Annotated in this window: 16 protein-coding genes and 1 riboswitch; all 16 genes read right to left on the bottom strand. The window is 57.9% G+C overall.

Going from position 1 to position 16303, the window contains the following annotated elements:
- Positions 1-312: 312 nt before the first annotated feature.
- Complete coding sequence (locus tag FE781_RS11885; protein ID WP_138789844.1) at positions 313-1083, bottom strand: CAP domain-containing protein; 771 nt, start codon at positions 1081-1083, stop codon at positions 313-315.
- A gap of 8 nt (positions 1084-1091) precedes the next feature.
- A riboswitch (cyclic di-AMP (ydaO/yuaA leader) is annotated at positions 1092-1223 on the bottom strand.
- Between the two features lie 102 nt (positions 1224-1325).
- Positions 1326-2441 carry an aminopeptidase gene (locus tag FE781_RS11880; protein ID WP_138789843.1) on the bottom strand — a complete coding sequence of 372 codons (1116 nt, stop codon included), beginning with the start codon at positions 2439-2441 and terminating at the stop codon, positions 1326-1328.
- Between the two features lie 60 nt (positions 2442-2501).
- Positions 2502-4010 (bottom strand): flotillin lipid rafts scaffold protein FloT, encoded by a 1509-nt coding sequence (locus FE781_RS11875; protein WP_138789842.1) that lies wholly within the window; start codon positions 4008-4010, stop codon positions 2502-2504.
- Positions 4011-4068: 58 nt separating this feature from the next.
- Positions 4069-4593 carry an NfeD family membrane protein gene (locus tag FE781_RS11870; protein WP_138789841.1) on the bottom strand — a complete coding sequence of 175 codons (525 nt, stop codon included), beginning with the start codon at positions 4591-4593 and terminating at the stop codon, positions 4069-4071.
- A gap of 156 nt (positions 4594-4749) precedes the next feature.
- Complete coding sequence (locus tag FE781_RS11865; RefSeq protein ID WP_138789840.1) at positions 4750-5157, bottom strand: hypothetical protein; 408 nt, start codon at positions 5155-5157, stop codon at positions 4750-4752.
- Positions 5158-5239: 82 nt separating this feature from the next.
- The gene (locus FE781_RS11860) at positions 5240-5770 is read right to left on the bottom strand and encodes an adenosylcobinamide amidohydrolase (protein ID WP_138789839.1); all 531 of its coding nucleotides are present in this window, start codon (positions 5768-5770) and stop codon (positions 5240-5242) included.
- An 18-nt stretch (positions 5771-5788) separates the two neighbouring features.
- A complete protein-coding gene (locus FE781_RS11855) occupies positions 5789-6409 on the bottom strand; it encodes a YdcF family protein (RefSeq protein WP_138789838.1) in 621 nt (206 codons plus the stop codon).
- 84 nt (positions 6410-6493) lie between these two features.
- The gene (locus FE781_RS11850; RefSeq protein ID WP_138789837.1) at positions 6494-6979 is read right to left on the bottom strand and encodes a YlbF family regulator; all 486 of its coding nucleotides are present in this window, start codon (positions 6977-6979) and stop codon (positions 6494-6496) included.
- A 19-nt stretch (positions 6980-6998) separates the two neighbouring features.
- A complete protein-coding gene (gene miaB, locus FE781_RS11845) occupies positions 6999-8471 on the bottom strand; it encodes a tRNA (N6-isopentenyl adenosine(37)-C2)-methylthiotransferase MiaB (RefSeq protein ID WP_138789836.1) in 1473 nt (490 codons plus the stop codon).
- A gap of 82 nt (positions 8472-8553) precedes the next feature.
- Positions 8554-9132, bottom strand: a complete 579-nt coding sequence (pduL, locus tag FE781_RS11840; RefSeq protein WP_138789835.1) for a phosphate propanoyltransferase — start codon at positions 9130-9132, stop codon at positions 8554-8556.
- 146 nt (positions 9133-9278) lie between these two features.
- Positions 9279-10148, bottom strand: a complete 870-nt coding sequence (locus tag FE781_RS11835; protein ID WP_138789834.1) for a 2-oxoacid:ferredoxin oxidoreductase subunit beta — start codon at positions 10146-10148, stop codon at positions 9279-9281.
- A 1-nt stretch (position 10149) separates the two neighbouring features.
- Entirely contained in the window at positions 10150-11883 is a 1734-nt protein-coding gene (locus FE781_RS11830) for a 2-oxoacid:acceptor oxidoreductase subunit alpha (protein WP_138789833.1), read from the bottom strand.
- A 283-nt stretch (positions 11884-12166) separates the two neighbouring features.
- Positions 12167-13120, bottom strand: a complete 954-nt coding sequence (locus tag FE781_RS11825; protein ID WP_170209525.1) for a dipeptidase — start codon at positions 13118-13120, stop codon at positions 12167-12169.
- Between the two features lie 255 nt (positions 13121-13375).
- Entirely contained in the window at positions 13376-13636 is a 261-nt protein-coding gene (locus FE781_RS11820) for a stage V sporulation protein S (RefSeq protein ID WP_006036664.1), read from the bottom strand.
- Positions 13637-13759: 123 nt separating this feature from the next.
- Positions 13760-14551, bottom strand: coding sequence for a TIGR00282 family metallophosphoesterase (locus FE781_RS11815; RefSeq protein WP_138789831.1), 792 nt, complete (start codon positions 14549-14551; stop codon positions 13760-13762).
- Positions 14552-14635: 84 nt separating this feature from the next.
- Positions 14636-16180, bottom strand: a complete 1545-nt coding sequence (gene rny / locus FE781_RS11810; RefSeq protein WP_138789852.1) for a ribonuclease Y — start codon at positions 16178-16180, stop codon at positions 14636-14638.
- Between the last annotated feature and the right edge of the window lie 123 nt (positions 16181-16303).

The raw sequence follows: 16303 nt of genomic DNA, 5'->3' as shown, positions 1-16303 counted from the left end.
TAAAGTGGCTCATAGGGGCTTTCTCCTTCTTGGTGTGTTGTCGGCAAACATCACTTTACCAAGGGAGAAGCTCTTTTTCTATGTTCGCTTTTTCCATTTCCTACCCCCACGGAAATTTTACACTAACATGCGGGGACAAGCGCAAAAAGGCGTATGCGCCGCGGCCGGTCCGGCAATCTTTACCGGAGTGCGGCCGCACGCCAACCCGCTTCGGTCATCCGTATGCGACATGGGCGTATGTAAAAAGCCTGCCTCCCCGAAGGGACGGCAGGCCGGCTGACCGACTAAATAAAACGATCCGGATTGGACAAATTACTTAATGAATTCCTGAACCCACACGCCGTTGTAATAAGCGACGCCGATCGTCGTAAAGTTGCTGTTCAGGATGTTCGCGCGGTGACCCGGGCTGTTCATCCAAGCGTTCATGACTTCTTGCGGCGTGCGTTGGCCTTTGGCGATATTTTCCCCGGCGTAAGTGAATTTAATGCCGTAAGAACGCATCATGTCGAACGGAGAACCGTACGTCGGAGACGTATGGCTGAAGTAATTGTTGTGGTACATGTCTTTCGCTTTGTCAAGCGCAACCTGATTCAGCTTGGCGTTGTTCGACGCAAGCGCGGGCAGGCCGGCTTTGCTGCGTTCGACGTTTACGAGACGCACGACTTCGGCCGCATATTCGCTTTGCGCTTTATCCGCCGCCCCGCCTCCGGACGTGTTGCCGCCGGTAGCGCCATTGTCCGGCTTCGCGGGCGTTGTCGTACCCGGATTGGACGGTTTCGCAGGTTTCGCAGGCGTCGTCGCGCCGTTATCCGGCTTTGCCGGCGCTGTCGTGCCCGGGTTCTTCGTACCGACGTTCGGAATGTAGATTTTCAGTCCTTCCCAGATTACGTTGCAGTCGGCCAGTTGACCGTTGGTTCCCAAAAGCTTATTCAAATCGATGCCGTATTTTTGGGCGATCTGATACAGGGTGTCACCTTTTTTTACCGTATAGGTAGCTGCGGACGCCGGCTGAACCGCTAATGCGCTTGCAACCACTAAAGTGCCGGCTACGATTAACGACTTGCTCCATTTCCGATTCAACATGAGTGAAAAATTCCTCCTTGTATGGCCTGCGAGGTTAGCTGACGGGTTCGGTCGAAGGATCGCCCGGCTGCGGATACCCGCAGCTTCACCCCGAATGCTTGGTTCCCCCGCGCCCCGTAGGACTTCGGCCGTCTTCGTAATGGGTGTCGATCACAACCCCCATTCTAGCAGACTATTACAAGAAGGACATCCCACAAATCATGGAATGGAAGATTTAGGAGACAGTTTCCACCTCGCCGACGTTATTTCAGGCGCTCCGGATTCAGCCCTTCCAGCTCGGGCACGACAAACCGTCCGTCCTTCCGGATCAGCCGGCCGTCAAACCAGATTTCCCCGCCGCCGTATTCGGGCCGCTGGATGCAGACCATATCCCAGTGGATCGCGGAGCGGTTGCCGTTATCCGTCTCCCGGTAGCAGTCGCCGGGCGTGAAGTGGAAGCTGCCGTCGATTTTCTCGTCGAACAAAATGTCTTTCATCGGCTCCCGGATATACGGATTGAAGCCGATCGCGAATTCGCCGATATACCGCGCGCCTTCGTCCGTATCGAGCACTTTGTTCAACCGCTCGGTGTCGTTGGCCGTCGCCTTCACGATTTTGCCGTTCTCGAATGTGAGTTCGATTCCTTCGAACGTAAAGCCGTTGTACAGCGTGGGCACATTGTATCGGATCGTGCCGTTTACGGAATCGCGCACCGGAGCCGTAAACACCTCTCCGTCCGGAATGTTGAACTCGCCGTCGCATTTGACGGAGGAGATGCCGGCGATCGAAAACGTCAAGTCCGTGCCCGGCCCGACGATGCGCACCTGTTCGGTCTTATCCATCAGCTCTTTGAGCGGGTCCATCGCCTTGGACATCGCTCTGTAATCCATCGTGCAGACGTCGAAATAAAAGTCCTCAAACGCCTCCGTGCTGCGGTTGGCCGCTTGCGCCATCGACGCGTTCGGATAACGCAGCACGACCCACTTCGTTTTCTGGACGCGCGTATCGAGGTGCACGCTCTTCATGTATATCGAGTTGTAGGCGCCCATGTGCTCGCCGGGAACGTCGGACAACTCGTTCAGATTGTCGCCGCCGCGGATGCCGATATAAGCGTCCATCCGTTCCATCTGGTACCGGTCGTAATCCGCCCACAGCTTCAACTGCTCGGGAGTCGCGTCCAACAGCAATTGACGCGTGATCTCGGGATGACGCAGGTTGACGTAAGGATGGCCGCCCGCCGCCCGGACCTTCTTGATCAATTCCTTCACAAGCGGCCGGTCGATGCCGATCGCTTCGATCAGCACATGTTCGCCGGGCTGCACTCTCGTCGAATAGTTCACCAGCACGTCGGCCAGTTTGGTCAATCGGGGATCCACCATCGTAAATAACCACCCTTCGGCTATGATTCAACCGCATCATAGCCGAAGGGCGGATGAAAGTCAAATCGCTTTGGAATCGCCGTCCGCGGCAGCGGAGATGCCGCTCGGGGAGCCGTTGCCGAGTGTCTTGCCGGCCAAGCCTTTGATGAGCTGCTCGACGTCGAGGCCGGAGACGCTCTTGAGCATTTCGGGAGCCGTCGCCATCAGCGAGGTGACGTAGTTGCTGACCCGCGCCGCTCCTTCGCCGTTGCCCGTATCGACGACGGTCAGCTTGTCGATCGCCGAGATCGGCGCCGCCACTTTGCCCGCAAGTTCCGGCAGCATCTTGACGATCAGGTCGAGCACGGCCGCCTGGCCGAATTTCTCGAACGCTTCGGCCAGCTTCTCCTTGGCCTCCGCCTCCGCTATGCCGCGGAGCCGGACGACTTCGGCTTCGGCGGAGCCTTTGGCCCGTTCCGCGTCCGCGATGGCGAGACCCTCCAGCCGCTTCTGCTCGGCGATCGCTTTCGCTTCCGCCTCGATCCGGTACTGCATCGCGTCCGCTTCACGCATGCGCTTCGCTTTCTCCGCCTCGGCGGCCTGCTCGACCGCGTAGCGGTCGGCATCGGCTTTTTTCTTGACCTCGGCGTCGTACTGCTTCTCCCGGCGCAAAATTTCTTTCGCTTCCAGGTCGATCTCCCGCTCCTTGCGGACGAGCTCGACCTTCATCTGCTCTTCGACGACGCTCTGCTTGGAGCGGGCTTCCTGAATGTGATAAGCCTGATCCGCTTCCGCTCTCGCCATATCCTGCTCTTTTTTGAAGGAGGCGACCTTCAGTTCCTTTTCTTTGGTCGCTTCGGCGATATTCGTATCGCGGACGAGCTCGGCCTTCTGTCCTTCTTCCTCCGCTTTCGCCTTCTCGATGCGCGCGTCCCGAATCGCTTGCGCCTGGGCGATGTCCGCGTCGCGCTTGACCGCCGCGATCCGCGGCTTGCCGAGCGCTTCGAGATAGCCGTGCTTGTCGCGGACGTCCTTGATGGTGAACGAGACGATCTGCAGCCCCATCTTCTTCAGATCCTTCGCGGCGACGGCCTGCACCTCCTGCGCGAACTTGTCCCGGTTACGGTACACTTCCTCCACCGTCATCGAACCGAGAATGGCGCGCAAATGGCCTTCCAGCACTTCCTGCGCCTCCGCCTTCAGCGCTTCCGTCGGCTTGCCGAGAAACTGCTCCGCCGCCGTGGCGACGTCTTCGATGGAGCTGCCGATCTTGATGATCGCGACGCCGTCCGTGATCACCGGAACGCCTTGCTCCGTGTACACTTCCGGCGTGTTGACGTCCAGCTTGTGCGACAGCAGCGACAAAAACTGCGCCTGCTGGAAAATCGGCAGAATAAACGCGCCGCCTCCCCGCACAATCTTGATCCGGCGGCCGCCGTCATCGCCCGACACGTTGGCGCTTCCGAGGAACGATCCGGTAACGATCATCGCCTCGTCCGGTCCGACGGTTTTGTACCTGGCCCAGAAGGCCAAGCCCAACACGATAATCACACCGACGACAATTCCCGGGACCAGCAGTACATCCTGCATGCAACCCTCTCCTCTCCATTTGATTGTAAGGCGGTTTGCTGTCGAACGGGGCAGAACGTCAGTCGAACCGGGTTACCCGAAGCGTATGGTCCCGAACCTCCACGACCACGATGCGGGCTCCCGCTTCCAGCGGCGTTCCTTCGAAGCTTTCCGCGATCTGGTTGGTTCGGGACGCTCCGACCGTTACGAGCACCTCCCCGACGCCTCCGGCCGGAATCGGCACAATCACTTCGCCGATGCTTCCCGCGAGGTCGCCGACGGAAAACGCGGTGGACGTCTCGGTCCGCTGCATCGGCTTCACGTACCCCAGATACAGCGCGGCGGAGACGATTGCCGCGATCGCCAGGGCGGCCGCCGCCGTCCACCAGCCGTTCAGCGGCGTCAACCTGTCCAGCGCCCATCCGGCCCCTCCGAAGGCGGTCAGTCCGGCGACGAGCACCGGCGCCTGAAACCAAGCAGGGCCTTCGAGCGACAAAAAGTCGAGAGCGCCATCAACCGCGCCGCTCAAGATGTCGCCGAATAGGACCGTGACGATGGCATACAGCGCACCGAACGCTACAAGTCCGATATAGAACTCCGTCATCCGCTCGGCCTCCCTCCGATCCAGATGCCATTTCATACGCCCCATCCGGGGAAATGTTTCAAAAATGTGACAAAAAATCCAGCGGCGCTCCGAATATCCTTGCCGGATATCGAAGCGCCGCCTGTTAGCCGCGATGGAATATTCGGATTTTCTGAATCAGGACGGGGCCTCGGGAAGAAGGACAAGCCCCCGTTCCGACGCAAGCAGCTTGCCTTGCAAGACGGTTTTATGGCCGATGCGCGGACGGCCGCAGCTTCTCTCGCCGCAAGCCACTTCCAGCGATCCCGTGGAATCCGCCAACAGCAGACGGTTCTCCGGTCCGGCGATCCATTCTCCGCTGATTTTGACCGTCTGTCCGGGCATCGTGGAAGCCTCCAGCACCGTCAACGCCGGAATCGAACCAACCTGCGCCGGCGGCACATGCCGCGGCTCGTGCTGGACGTTTGCCATCTCCCTTGGGACGGGCCCGCGGGCCATTGCGATCGAAGTGACCAGAACGGCCGACGCCCCCAGCAAAATCAGCCCGGCCCACCGCTGCGGCTTGTGCAGGAAAGATCCGTACATGTTCGTCCGCCTTTCGTCTTCGCGTTGCGCGCTTGATACTTCCATCGTAAAGGCGGATTGTTAGGTACGGTTCATCGGCGCGTTAACGATATGTAAAATCATTCGGGCCCCAGCGGATATTCGGACACGGCCATCGTCTGCAGCAACCGCATCCCCGCCGGCCGGCGCAAATACCGCCGAATCGAGCCGTCCAGCGCGGATACAATCCACCGTCCGGAAGCGCGATACCCGCGCGGCTGATATTGCTCAGTCCCGCCGTCGCCCATACTTGCAGCGAGGCCTGCTCGTCCGTGATCGCGCACGTGCCCGCGTCCGCGACGTAGGCGGCCGTCAGCATCCCGCATGAGCGATCGGGCGCAAATCCCCGGCCGCTCAGAAACGCCCTCATCTCTTCCGCAGGATCGTGGCAGGAATAAGTTTGGTCCACCTGCCGGTTCACGATCGCCGTCGCGCCTGCGGTGAAACCCCCTCCCCAGATCGAGGAGTTCAGCGCGCGCAGGACCGTCCCGCCGGCCGCTTCGACCGCGAGATAGGCCCCTCCCTCCTGCGGCGCGACGACCCGGGCGGTGATGCCCGGAAGTTTGCTGGCGACGGTATCGGTTGGATGGATCATCGGGCGACAGCTCCTCGTTCAAACGTTTCTTTCATTGTGGGCCGCCCCCGTCCACTTTTGCAGCAGCCACTTCGTAAATGCCAACGTCTCCCGGGCTTTATGCCACGGCTCGAACAGCACTTCCGAATCGGTCGTGCTGACTTTCGGATTCTCGTAGCCCACATGCCGCATCATATTCAATGCCCTTGCGCCGTGATAGGAATGGGTGACGACGACGGCTGTGCGCCAATTATTTAACTCCATTAATCTTTTGCTGTATAAAATATTTTCGTAAGTGCTTGTGGACTCCGTCTCCATCACGATCCGTTCTTCCGGCACGCCTTGCTCCACCAAGTACCGGCGCATGCCTTCCGCCTCCGGTATTGAGCCGTTGCCGAGTCCGCCGGATACGATCCAGTTCTCCGCCACGCCCGCCCTGTACAGACGGACCGCATGGTCGAGCCGCTCGCGCAGGGCCGGGCTCGGGCGATCGTTCCAGAGCGCCGCTCCCAGCACGATGCCGACGTCCGCCCGCTCGGGATCGGGCATCGCCTCCACACGGCAGATGCGCACCTGGATCCACGTGGTCCATGCGATCGCCAGCGCCATAACAAGCGCTGCTGTCCGCCTTACTCGCTTCCAACGCTTGCTTTTCGCCATGGTCCGCCTCCCGTTTATCCTAATAATAAAAGCTCCCGCGTTCGCGAGAGCTTGTGTCGGTCGCAGCCAGCCGGCCCCCGGGATTCAAATCCCGCATGAAGCCGCCGATTCCGGGGCCGAGTCGTCCATCTCGATTTTTTCCGACACGATGTCCCGGATCTCGTTAAAAATCAGTTGGAGCAAATAGTTCAGATCCTGCTGCGTCTGTTGGAATTGCTGCACCAGCGGCACTTCGTCGAGCTGGTCCTGCAGCTCGGCAATTTCGTTTTCGATTTTTTCCACCATCTTTTGATTTTGGAAATGCTCGAAAGCGACCGCTTCTTTTTGTTTTTTCTTGATCTGCTTGATGAGATTTTGAACGTGCTCGTGGTTCGCAATTTTGCGCTCGGCTTCCTTGAACACCCGAACTTCCTCGGAGGTGGCGATCAGCTCGGCCAGTTCTTTCGCTTTGGCAAGGATGTCCTCGCGAACGACCAGATCGGTCACGCGGTATTTCGGGATCGAGCACGCATGATCGTGATCGTGGTCGTGATCATGGCCATGATGATGGTCATGGGAATGAGTGGACATGGGATGGCATCTCCTTTGATTAGATCGCTTCGGCCTCGAGTTCCGCCTGAACTCTCTCGCCTTTCAGCGTCCATGTCTGTGCGGACGTAATCCGGACTTGGACGAACTGCCCGATCAGCGATTTCGGTCCTTGGAAGTGAACGAGCTTGTTCGTGCGGGTACGGCCAGACAGCACGTCCGGATTCGTCTTGCTTTCGCTTTCGACAAGCACTTCGACGACCTGGCCGGCGAGCTTCTGGTTGCTCTTGAGGCTCAATTCCGCCATCAGGGAGTTCAGACGCGCAAGACGCTCCTTCTTGACCTCCATCGGCACGTTGTCCTCCATAGCGGCCGCAGGCGTGCCGTCACGGGGCGAATAAATGAAGGTGAAGGCGTTGTCGAAGCCCACCTCTCTCACCAGCGAGAGCGTCTCCTCGAATTGCTCGTCCGTCTCTCCCGGGAAGCCGACGATGATGTCCGTCGTCAGCACGACGTCGGGAATCGCCGCCCGGATCTTGTTCACGAGCGTCAAGTATTGCTCGCGCGTATACTTGCGGCTCATCCGCTTGAGCACTTCGCTGCTGCCCGACTGCACCGGCAGATGAATATGCTCGACGAGATTGCCTTTGCGCGCCAGCACTTCGATCAGATGATCGTCGAAATCGCGCGGATGCGACGTCGTAAACCGGACGCGCGGAATATCGATTTTCTGCACGTCGGCCATCAGATCGCCAAACGTATAGTCGATGTCTTCGAAGTCTTTCCCGTACGCATTGACGTTTTGACCGAGCAGCGTAATCTCCTTGAAGCCTTGACGGGCCAGCTCGCGCACCTCGGCCAGCACATCCTGCGGCCGGCGGCTGCGCTCCTTGCCGCGCGTATACGGCACAATGCAGTACGTGCAGAATTTGTCGCAGCCGTACATGATATTGACCCAAGCCTTGATGCCTTCGCGTTTTTTGGGCAGATTTTCGACGATGTCGCCCTCTTTGGACCACACCTCGACAACCATTTCCTTGCTGAAATACGCTTCCTTCAACAAAGCCGGAAGGCGGTGGATATTGTGCGTGCCGAAGATGACGTCGACGTGCGCATGCTTCTGAAGAATGCGGTTGACGACCGATTCTTCCTGCGACATGCAGCCGCAGACGCCCAATATAAGGGACGGCTTCTCCAGCTTCAGCGACTTAAGGTGGCCCAGCTCGCCGAACACTTTGTCCTCCGCGTTTTCGCGGATCGCGCACGTATTGAGAAGAATGACATCCGCTTGACGGCGGTCGTCCGTCCATGTATAGGCCATTTCTTCAAGCATGCCCTTCATAACCTCGGTGTCATGCTCGTTCATCTGGCAGCCGTACGTCTGAATATGATAATACTTGCCTTCGCCAAGCGTCCGAAGCTCGTCCGGGATCGAAGCGCCGTACAAAACTTGGACGTCCTCTTTCCCCCGTTTTTTGGCATCTTTCAACGAGGGAGGCTGGAAGTATTGCGAATAATCCTTCGTTGTTGTCATCGGGCGAACCCTCCACTAGAGATTCATCCATTCATTATAACACCGTTTCTCGCCCGATTTCAAAATAAAAAATTCGGATCGACTAGTTGTCGGCGTCCAAAATCTCCGCCAGATCGCCGGTTTTGACCCCGGCGGCGTTCGCCTCGTCCGTATCGATATGCATGTCGAGGGCGAACGTGTCGTGCACGCGGGCGATGACGTCCTCGAAGATCAGCGGGCGCTCGCCGCGCACTCTCACGCGCAGCTTCTGCTTGTCGGCGATGCCCCAGGCTGCCGCTTCGGACGTATGAAAGTGGATATGCCTCGCCGCTATGATGACCCCCTCTTCGATGGTCACACGGCCGGCCGGTCCCTCCAGCTCGATGCCCGGAGAGCCAGCGATATCCCCGGATTCGCGAACCGGCGGCTGCACGCCCAGCACATAGCTGTCGGTACGGGATATTTCCAGCTGAGTCCGGCTCCGGGCAGGCCCCAAGATGCGCACCTTGTCGAACCTGCCTTTCGGTCCGATCACGGCCACCGTCTCTTCGGCCGCGAACTGTCCGGGTTGGGACAGCGGCTTCATCGGCTTGAGCTGGTATCCCGGACCGAACAGCGCCTCCACGTGCTCGGCCGATAAATGAATATGTCTGGCGGAAACGCCGATCGGTACTTGTTTCATTAGCGACTTTCACTCCTTGGATATATCTCATCCTCATTCTACCACACAACCGGGCCGTTCTATGCCGCCGGGCTTGTCATTTCTGTTAACAACAAGCAAAAACGCGCGCCGATCGGTTGGCGCGCGTCTGGAACGATTGATTGCGATTATTTGAATTCGGCCAGCAGCTTCTGGAAGTCTTCTTCCGAGATCTCCAGCGGTTGCTTGCAAAGCGCTTCTTTCGGGAAGTTCGGTACGAGATTTTCGTAGCTGACTTTTTCTTTGTTTTGATAGATCAGGCCCGTCAGCATGCCGTTTGTCTCCATGATTTTCGCCATGGCGGCCGCCCGGTTGGTCGGATCGTAGTCCGGAATTTCGTCGAGATCAACGATGTTTTCCTTGAACCATTCGTACGTGTTCACTTTGTTGAAAGTGACGCACGGGCTGAAGATGTTGACGAAGGAGAAGCCGTTGTGCTTCAGCGCCGCTTCGATTACGGCCGTCAACTGCTTCAGGTTGCTGGAGAACGACTGCGCCACGAACGTCGCGCCGGCGGCAAGCGCCATTTCAAGCGGAGACAAAGCCGGTTCGATGGAGCCTTGCGGCGAATATTTCGCGTTGATAAAGCCTTGCGCGCTGCGGGGCGAGTTTTGGCCTTTGGTCAGACCGTAAATTTGGTTGTCCATGACGATATACGTGATATCGATATTCCGGCGGATTGCATGCACCGTGTGGCCCATACCGATGGCGAAGCCGTCGCCGTCGCCGCCCGAAGCGATAACAGTCAGCTCGCGGTTCGCCATTTTCAGGCCTTGGGCGATCGGCAGCGCGCGGCCGTGAATGCCGTGCAAGCCGTACGCGTTGATATAACCGGAGATCCGGCCGGAGCAGCCGATGCCGGATACGATAGCCAACTGTTCGGGCTCCAGACCGACGTTAGCCGCGGCGCGCTGAATAGCCGCTTGAACGGCGAAGTCGCCGCAGCCCGGGCACCAGTTCGGTTTTACGTTATTACGAAAATCCTTCATTGTCGCCATGTCAGTTCAGCCCCTTGCAAGCTTCGTAGATATGCGACGGCAGGAACGGGTTTCCGTCGTACTTCAGGAAGCTTTGGATTTTATCGTGAATGCCGGTGTGCAGCTTAATTTGATTGGCAAGCTGGCCGGTCGCGTTGTTCTCGATCACAAGCACTTTTTTCGCTTGCTGCAGATGCGGAATCAGCAGGTCTGCCGGGAACGGGGCGATCTGGCGAACCGTAATATGGTTCGTCGTGATGCCTTCTTCCGCCAGGCGGCGGCGGGCTTCGTCGATCGTTCCTCCGGTGGAGCCCATGCCGATGACCAAAATGTCCGGCGACTCGTTCGGCGCGTCCACATGGATCGGATTCGTGATCCGCAGGTTTTGAAGCTTCTTCAACCGTTTGTCCATCATTTTCTTACGGTTGACCGGGTTTTCCGACGGGCGACCTTCCTGATCGTGCTCGACGCCGGTTACGTGGTGGATACCGTTTTTCACGCCAGGGAGAACGCGAGGCGAGATGCCGGATTCCGTAAATTCGTAACGTTTGAACAGTTTGCCTTCTTCCTGCGGCGGCACTTCCGTAACCAGCGCGCCGCGGTCGATCTTGACGCGGCTCAGATCAAGCGGCTCTGCGGATTGCTTGCCGAGCGACAGCTGAAGGTCGGTTACGACGATTACCGGGCATTGGTACACTTCCGCAATGTTGAAGGCTTCGACCATATCGTAGAAGCATTCTTCGATCGTGCTCGGCGCGATCACGACCTTCGGAATCTCGCCGTGCGTGCCGTAAATCATCTGATTGATGTCGGATTGCTCTTGTTTCGTCGGCAGACCGGTCGAAGGACCGCCGCGCTGCGTGTTGACGATGACCAGCGGGGTTTCGGTCATGCCGGACAGGCCGATCGCTTCCATCATCAGCGACAGACCCGGGCCCGCCGAAGCGGTGAAGGAGCGTACGCCGCCATAGTTGGCGCCGAGCGCCATCGTAACGGCCGCGATCTCGTCCTCCGTCTGAATGACCGTCCCGCCGAATTTAGGCAGCCGTTTGATCAGATATTCCATGATTTCGGACGCCGGCGTAATCGGGTAAGCCGCCATAAACCGGGCTCCAGCCGCGATGGCGCCGAGGCCGATCGCGTCGTTGCCGATCATAAACAGCTTTTGCTTGCCGTCGGCCGGCAGAAGCTCGAATTCCTTCAGCGGACCGCCGGCCAGCTCCAGCAGGTGCTTCGCGCCTTGGCGCACGGCTTCCACGTTTTTCTCGACGACGGCGGGGCCTTTGCGGCCGAATTCTTCTTCTACCGCTTTATTGAACACGTCCAGCGACAAGCCGAGCAGAGCCCAGGCGGCGCCGGAAGCGGCCATATTCTTAAACAGGGAAGTACCGAGATCTTCCGCGATTTTCGTAATCGGTACAGGGAACAATCGTGCGTCTATGCCTTCCGGCAGAGTCGGGTTGAACTTGGCGTCCGCCACGACAACGCCGCCCGGGCGAAGCTCGTGAACGTTCAGGTCGATCGTTTCTTGGTCGAACGCGACCAGAATGTCCAAGTCGTCGGAAATTGCTCGAATCGGTTTTACGCTAATACGGATTTTGTTGTTCGTGTGTCCGCCCTTGATCCGGGAAGAAAAGTGACGGTACCCGTACAGGTAGTACCCCAGACGGTTGAGCGCGGTCGAAAAGATTTTATCCGTCGACTCGACGCCTTCACCCTGCTGCCCGCCAATTTTCAAAGACAGTTGACTAATCACGAAAGTCCATCTCCTTTTGGGCCTGTCAGTGACTGCAAAACGACGTTTATCGCTTGCGATAAAAAATCAGTATCAATCCTGTTAAAATTCTATGTCCACACGGGCAAAAATGCAAGGGATTTCATCCAAATTAAAGCATAGCATTTTTCGATTAAATTCATACCGATAATAGATGAATATTTGCGTCAGCCATCTTGGGGCGGAATGAAAACGAATACTTTTGGACCGCTTGTCCGACCTGATGAAACCGGAGTTTCTTAGCGTGAAACTCCGTAGACGGACTCTACGCATCGGCAGGCAAGTGGCGCAGCCAGAACCGCTCCCAATTCTCATGCAGAAACCATCTCGCCTTCTCGATTCCGTAACGGCGGACAAGCAGCCTTTCCAACTGCCGAAAATGCCCGGGATGCTCCAAGCCGGCGGCATGGCTGTCGATCCCGTCAAAATCGGAACCGAACCCGACATGCTGCTCTCCCCCCAGCTCGATGACCCGGTCCAGGTGCGGCAAGACGTCTTCGATCCCCGCCCCGCCCCCGTTCCTCAGAAACCAGGGCACGAACGTCAGCCCGATCATGCCGCCGAGCCCGATCAGCGTCGCAATCTGATCGTCCGTCGCATTCCGGGGATGCCCGCATACGGACCGGGCATTCGAATGGGAGGCGAGAAGCGGCTTGCCGTGGCGGGCCGCGAGCTCGGCCGCGTCCGCGAAGGCCGCATCCGACAAATGCGATACATCTACAAGCATGCCCAAACCCATACATTCTTCAACCGTCGTCCGTCCGGCCGTTGTCAATCCGCCGCCTCTCGGCTCCATGACGCCGTCGGCCGCCCAGTTGGCGTGATTCCAGGTCAAGCCGAGCATCCGCACGCCAAGCCGGAAGGCCGTTCGGAGACGTTCCGGCACAGCTTGGAGACAGTCGGCTCCTTCCAGGGTCAAGATGGAGCCCCGCAAGCCCTCGCGAATGACCCGTTCGAGATCGGCCCGCCGCCGAATCGGCACGAAACCCGCGGGCGATACGATGCGCCGTTCGTAGATGTCGATCGCCTCCAGCGCGCGGTCAAAGCTGCCCGCTTCGGGGCTCCCGCCCAAGAACACGGCAAAGCATTGGACGGAAACCCTGCCTTCCCTTAACGTCGGTTCGCAGACATCCAGATCGTGTTCTCTGCGCATAAACGAACAGTCGCTTCTTTTCATCAGCTTGTAGATCGCATCGCAATGAGCGTCAACCACCCGCATCGGAGCCCCACCCTTCCCGCTTGAAAATAAGAACAAGCTCCGGTCGGAGCTTGTTCGCGGCTGCGTTCGCGCTTGAACGGCCATCCGCCAATAAAAAAACCTCTAACGAGGCTGCTTCCCTTCAGCGACCGCGAATAGAGGAGATGAAATGCCGGATGCCCGTTTCGATAAGAAGCGACTCGGTCTTCATCACCGATGAAGGACGGAGCCGCTTCGTATGTCCCGTGTGCAGGAGTGTCGCGTTTGAATCGCTTTTTATCTGGGTTCGACAATCAGCTTGATGGCCGTCCGGTCTTCCCCGTCGATGACGATATCAGTGAAAGCCGGAATACAAATGAGATCCACCCCGCTTGGAGCGACGAACCCCCGAGCGATCGCCACCGCTTTGATCGCCTGATTCAAAGCGCCGGCGCCGATGGCTTGCAGCTCCGCTCCCCCCCGTTCCCGAAGCACCCCCGCCAATGCGCCTGCAACGGAATTCGGGTTGGATTTGGCTGAAACTTTTAATACGTCCATGGACACGTAACCTCCCCGGGGATTATGGATGGCTTCTAATATCCATATTTATTCGGGAACCGAGGCAATAATTCCTGCATCCGCCGGTATGAATTTTCTTAATAATCCGACGATTATGCGAGTTTATTCCATCCAAAACGTATCTTCGTCGTGGGCGATCGTCTGCACCTTCGTCGCCCGACCGGTCGCATCGTCGAATTCGGCCAGAACGGCATTAATCTGCCATTTGCCTTCGTCCACGACAAACCGCGCGGGCATCTGCGTCAGAAACTTGCCGATGACGGAGTTCCGCTCCATGCCCAGCACGCCGTCCCTCGGTCCGGTCATGCCGACATCGGTCAAATACCCCGTGCCTTGGGGAAGAATCCGCGCGTCGTTGGTTTGTACATGGGTATGCGTTCCGACGACCAGAGAGGCGCGGCCGTCCATATACCAGCCGAACGCGATTTTTTCCGAGGTCGCTTCGGCGTGCAGGTCGATCAGCTTGAAGCGGTATTTGGAAGCTTCGTTCCACAAAGCGTCGGCCGTGCGGAACGGGCATTCGAGCGGCGGGAGGAAGGTTCGGCCCTGAAGGTTCAGAACAAACAGCTCGTACCCGTTCGCACGGACGACCGTGAAGCCTCTGCCCGGCGTTCCCTCCGGGAAATTCGCGGGCCTGATCACGCGGCTCTCCTGATCGATCCACTCGTAAATGTCTTTATTGTCCCAGGTGTGGTTGCCCATCGTGATGGCATGAACCCCCGCATCCAGCAGGTCCTTGACGATGGCGGAAGTGATGCCCCGTCCTCCCGCGGCATTTTCGCCGTTCGCAACGATCAGATGCGGCTTGTACTTCTCCTTGAACTTCGGCAGCATGGTCCGGACGGCGTTACGCCCGGGCTGGCCGACGATATCTCCGATAAACAACAGTCTCATGTCGATTCCCTTTCTTTCCTGCGAACGGCGCCAAGCCGTCGGCGAAGAAAAAAGTGGCTGTCGCCAGCCACTCTTTTCTTCGCTTTATTTTGCATACTCCACGGCGCGAGTCTCACGAATGACCGTAACCTTAATGTGTCCGGGATAATCGAGTTCATTCTCGATTTTCTTCGTAATATCGCGCGCGAGACGGAACGCCTCCGCATCGTCGATTTTTTCGGGCTGCACCATAACGCGCACTTCCCGACCGGCTTGAATCGCATACGATTTCTCGACGCCTTCGAACGATTCCGTGATTGCTTCCAGTTTCTCCAGACGCTTGATATACGTCTCGAGCGTTTCTCTGCGCGCGCCGGGTCGCGCCGCCGAGAGGGCATCCGCCGCTCCCACCAGCATCGCGATAACCGAGGTCGGCTCGCAATCGCCGTGGTGCGAGGCGATGCTGTTGATCACTACCGGGTGTTCCTTGTACTTTTTGGCCAACTCGACGCCAATCTCCACGTGCGAGCCTTCCACCTCGTGGTCAAGCGCCTTTCCGATATCGTGAAGGAGGCCTGCACGCTTCGCCAACGTGATGTCCTCCCCGAGCTCTCCGGCCATCAGGCCGGCCAGATAGGCGACTTCCATCGAGTGCTTCAGGACGTTTTGACCGTAGCTCGTGCGGAATTTGAGCCGTCCCAAAATTTTGATCAAATCCGGGTGCAGCCCATGCACGCCGGTTTCGAACGTCGCCTGCTCGCCGTACTCGCGGATACGCTCGTCCACTTCCTTGCGGGACTTCTCGACCATTTCTTCGATCCGGGCCGGGTGAATCCGGCCGTCCGCGACGAGCTTTTCGAGCGAATTGCGGGCGATTTCCCGGCGAATCGGGTCGAAACCGGACAAAATAACCGCTTCCGGCGTATCGTCGATGATCAGGTCGATGCCGGTTAACGTCTCGAGAGCCCGAATATTGCGGCCCTCGCGGCCGATGATGCGACCTTTCATCTCTTCGTTCGGTAGCGTCACAACCGATACCGTCGTCTCCGCCACATGATCCGCCGCGCAGCGTTGAATCGCAAGCGTAATGATTTCCCGCGCTTTTTTGTCGGCCTCTTCCTTCGCTTGCAGTTCGATTTCCTTGATCATCTGCGCGGTCTCGTGACGAACCTCCTGCTCGACATTGGAGAGGATCAATTGTTTCGCTTCTTCCATCGTCATGCCGGAGATGCGTTCGAGCTCGGCTACCTGCTCCTTATACAAGCGATCGATTTGGGCCTGCGTTTCTTCAATTCTCTTCTCTTTGTTGGCGACCTGCTCCTCTTTTCGCTCCAGAGATTCCATTTTCTTATCCAGCGTTTCCTCTTTTTGCAACAATCGCCGTTCCTGCCGTTGAATCTCGTTACGACGTTCACGAATGTCTTTTTCAGCTTCGGTGCGGAATCTATGAATCTCGTCCTTCGCTTCCAACACCGTTTCTTTTTTCAAGGCTTCGGCGGCTTTCCGAGCTTCGTCGATAATTCGCTCGGCGGCTTGCTCAGCGCTTGAAATCTTCGCTTCAGCAAAGGATTTGCGGATAAAATAACCAATCCCAGCACCAAGTAGAAGACCACCAACGAGAGAGAGAACATAGCCTACCCAGGGGGGCATTCTGTCACCTCCTCGTTGAAACTCCAAGGGGTTAGCTTGGGACTTGCGGTTAAGCAATCTTGCGCGTTCTGCTGTTTCAAGCAGAACAGCCGTCATGTGAGCGCGAACGCTGTGACGTCCCGG

This window comes from Paenibacillus thermoaerophilus (assembly GCF_005938195.1).
GTDB lineage: Bacteria > Bacillota > Bacilli > Paenibacillales > Reconciliibacillaceae > Paenibacillus_W > Paenibacillus_W thermoaerophilus.
The sequence above is the reverse complement of the archived record's forward strand: the minus strand, read 5'-3'. Positions and strand labels throughout refer to the sequence as shown.

Bases quoted from the DNA above. Each gene is read 5' to 3' on its own strand.
- FE781_RS11885 (WP_138789844.1), bottom strand. From the start codon at position 1,083: ATGTTGAATCGGAAATGGAGCAAGTCGTTAATCGTAGCCGGCACTTTA.
- FE781_RS11880 (WP_138789843.1), bottom strand. From the start codon at position 2,441: ATGGTGGATCCCCGATTGACCAAACTGGCCGACGTGCTGGTGAACTAT.
- FE781_RS11875 (WP_138789842.1), bottom strand. From the start codon at position 4,010: ATGCAGGATGTACTGCTGGTCCCGGGAATTGTCGTCGGTGTGATTATC.
- FE781_RS11870 (WP_138789841.1), bottom strand. From the start codon at position 4,593: ATGACGGAGTTCTATATCGGACTTGTAGCGTTCGGTGCGCTGTATGCC.
- FE781_RS11865 (WP_138789840.1), bottom strand. From the start codon at position 5,157: ATGTACGGATCTTTCCTGCACAAGCCGCAGCGGTGGGCCGGGCTGATT.
- FE781_RS11860 (WP_138789839.1), bottom strand. From the start codon at position 5,770: ATGATCCATCCAACCGATACCGTCGCCAGCAAACTTCCGGGCATCACC.
- FE781_RS11855 (WP_138789838.1), bottom strand. From the start codon at position 6,409: ATGGCGAAAAGCAAGCGTTGGAAGCGAGTAAGGCGGACAGCAGCGCTT.
- FE781_RS11850 (WP_138789837.1), bottom strand. From the start codon at position 6,979: ATGTCCACTCATTCCCATGACCATCATCATGGCCATGATCACGACCAC.
- miaB (WP_138789836.1), bottom strand. From the start codon at position 8,471: ATGACAACAACGAAGGATTATTCGCAATACTTCCAGCCTCCCTCGTTG.
- pduL (WP_138789835.1), bottom strand. From the start codon at position 9,132: ATGAAACAAGTACCGATCGGCGTTTCCGCCAGACATATTCATTTATCG.
- FE781_RS11835 (WP_138789834.1), bottom strand. From the start codon at position 10,148: ATGGCGACAATGAAGGATTTTCGTAATAACGTAAAACCGAACTGGTGC.
- FE781_RS11825 (WP_170209525.1), bottom strand. From the start codon at position 13,120: ATGCGGGTGGTTGACGCTCATTGCGATGCGATCTACAAGCTGATGAAA.
- FE781_RS11820 (WP_006036664.1), bottom strand. From the start codon at position 13,636: ATGGACGTATTAAAAGTTTCAGCCAAATCCAACCCGAATTCCGTTGCA.
- FE781_RS11815 (WP_138789831.1), bottom strand. From the start codon at position 14,551: ATGAGACTGTTGTTTATCGGAGATATCGTCGGCCAGCCCGGGCGTAAC.
- rny (WP_138789852.1), bottom strand. From the start codon at position 16,180: ATGCCCCCCTGGGTAGGCTATGTTCTCTCTCTCGTTGGTGGTCTTCTA.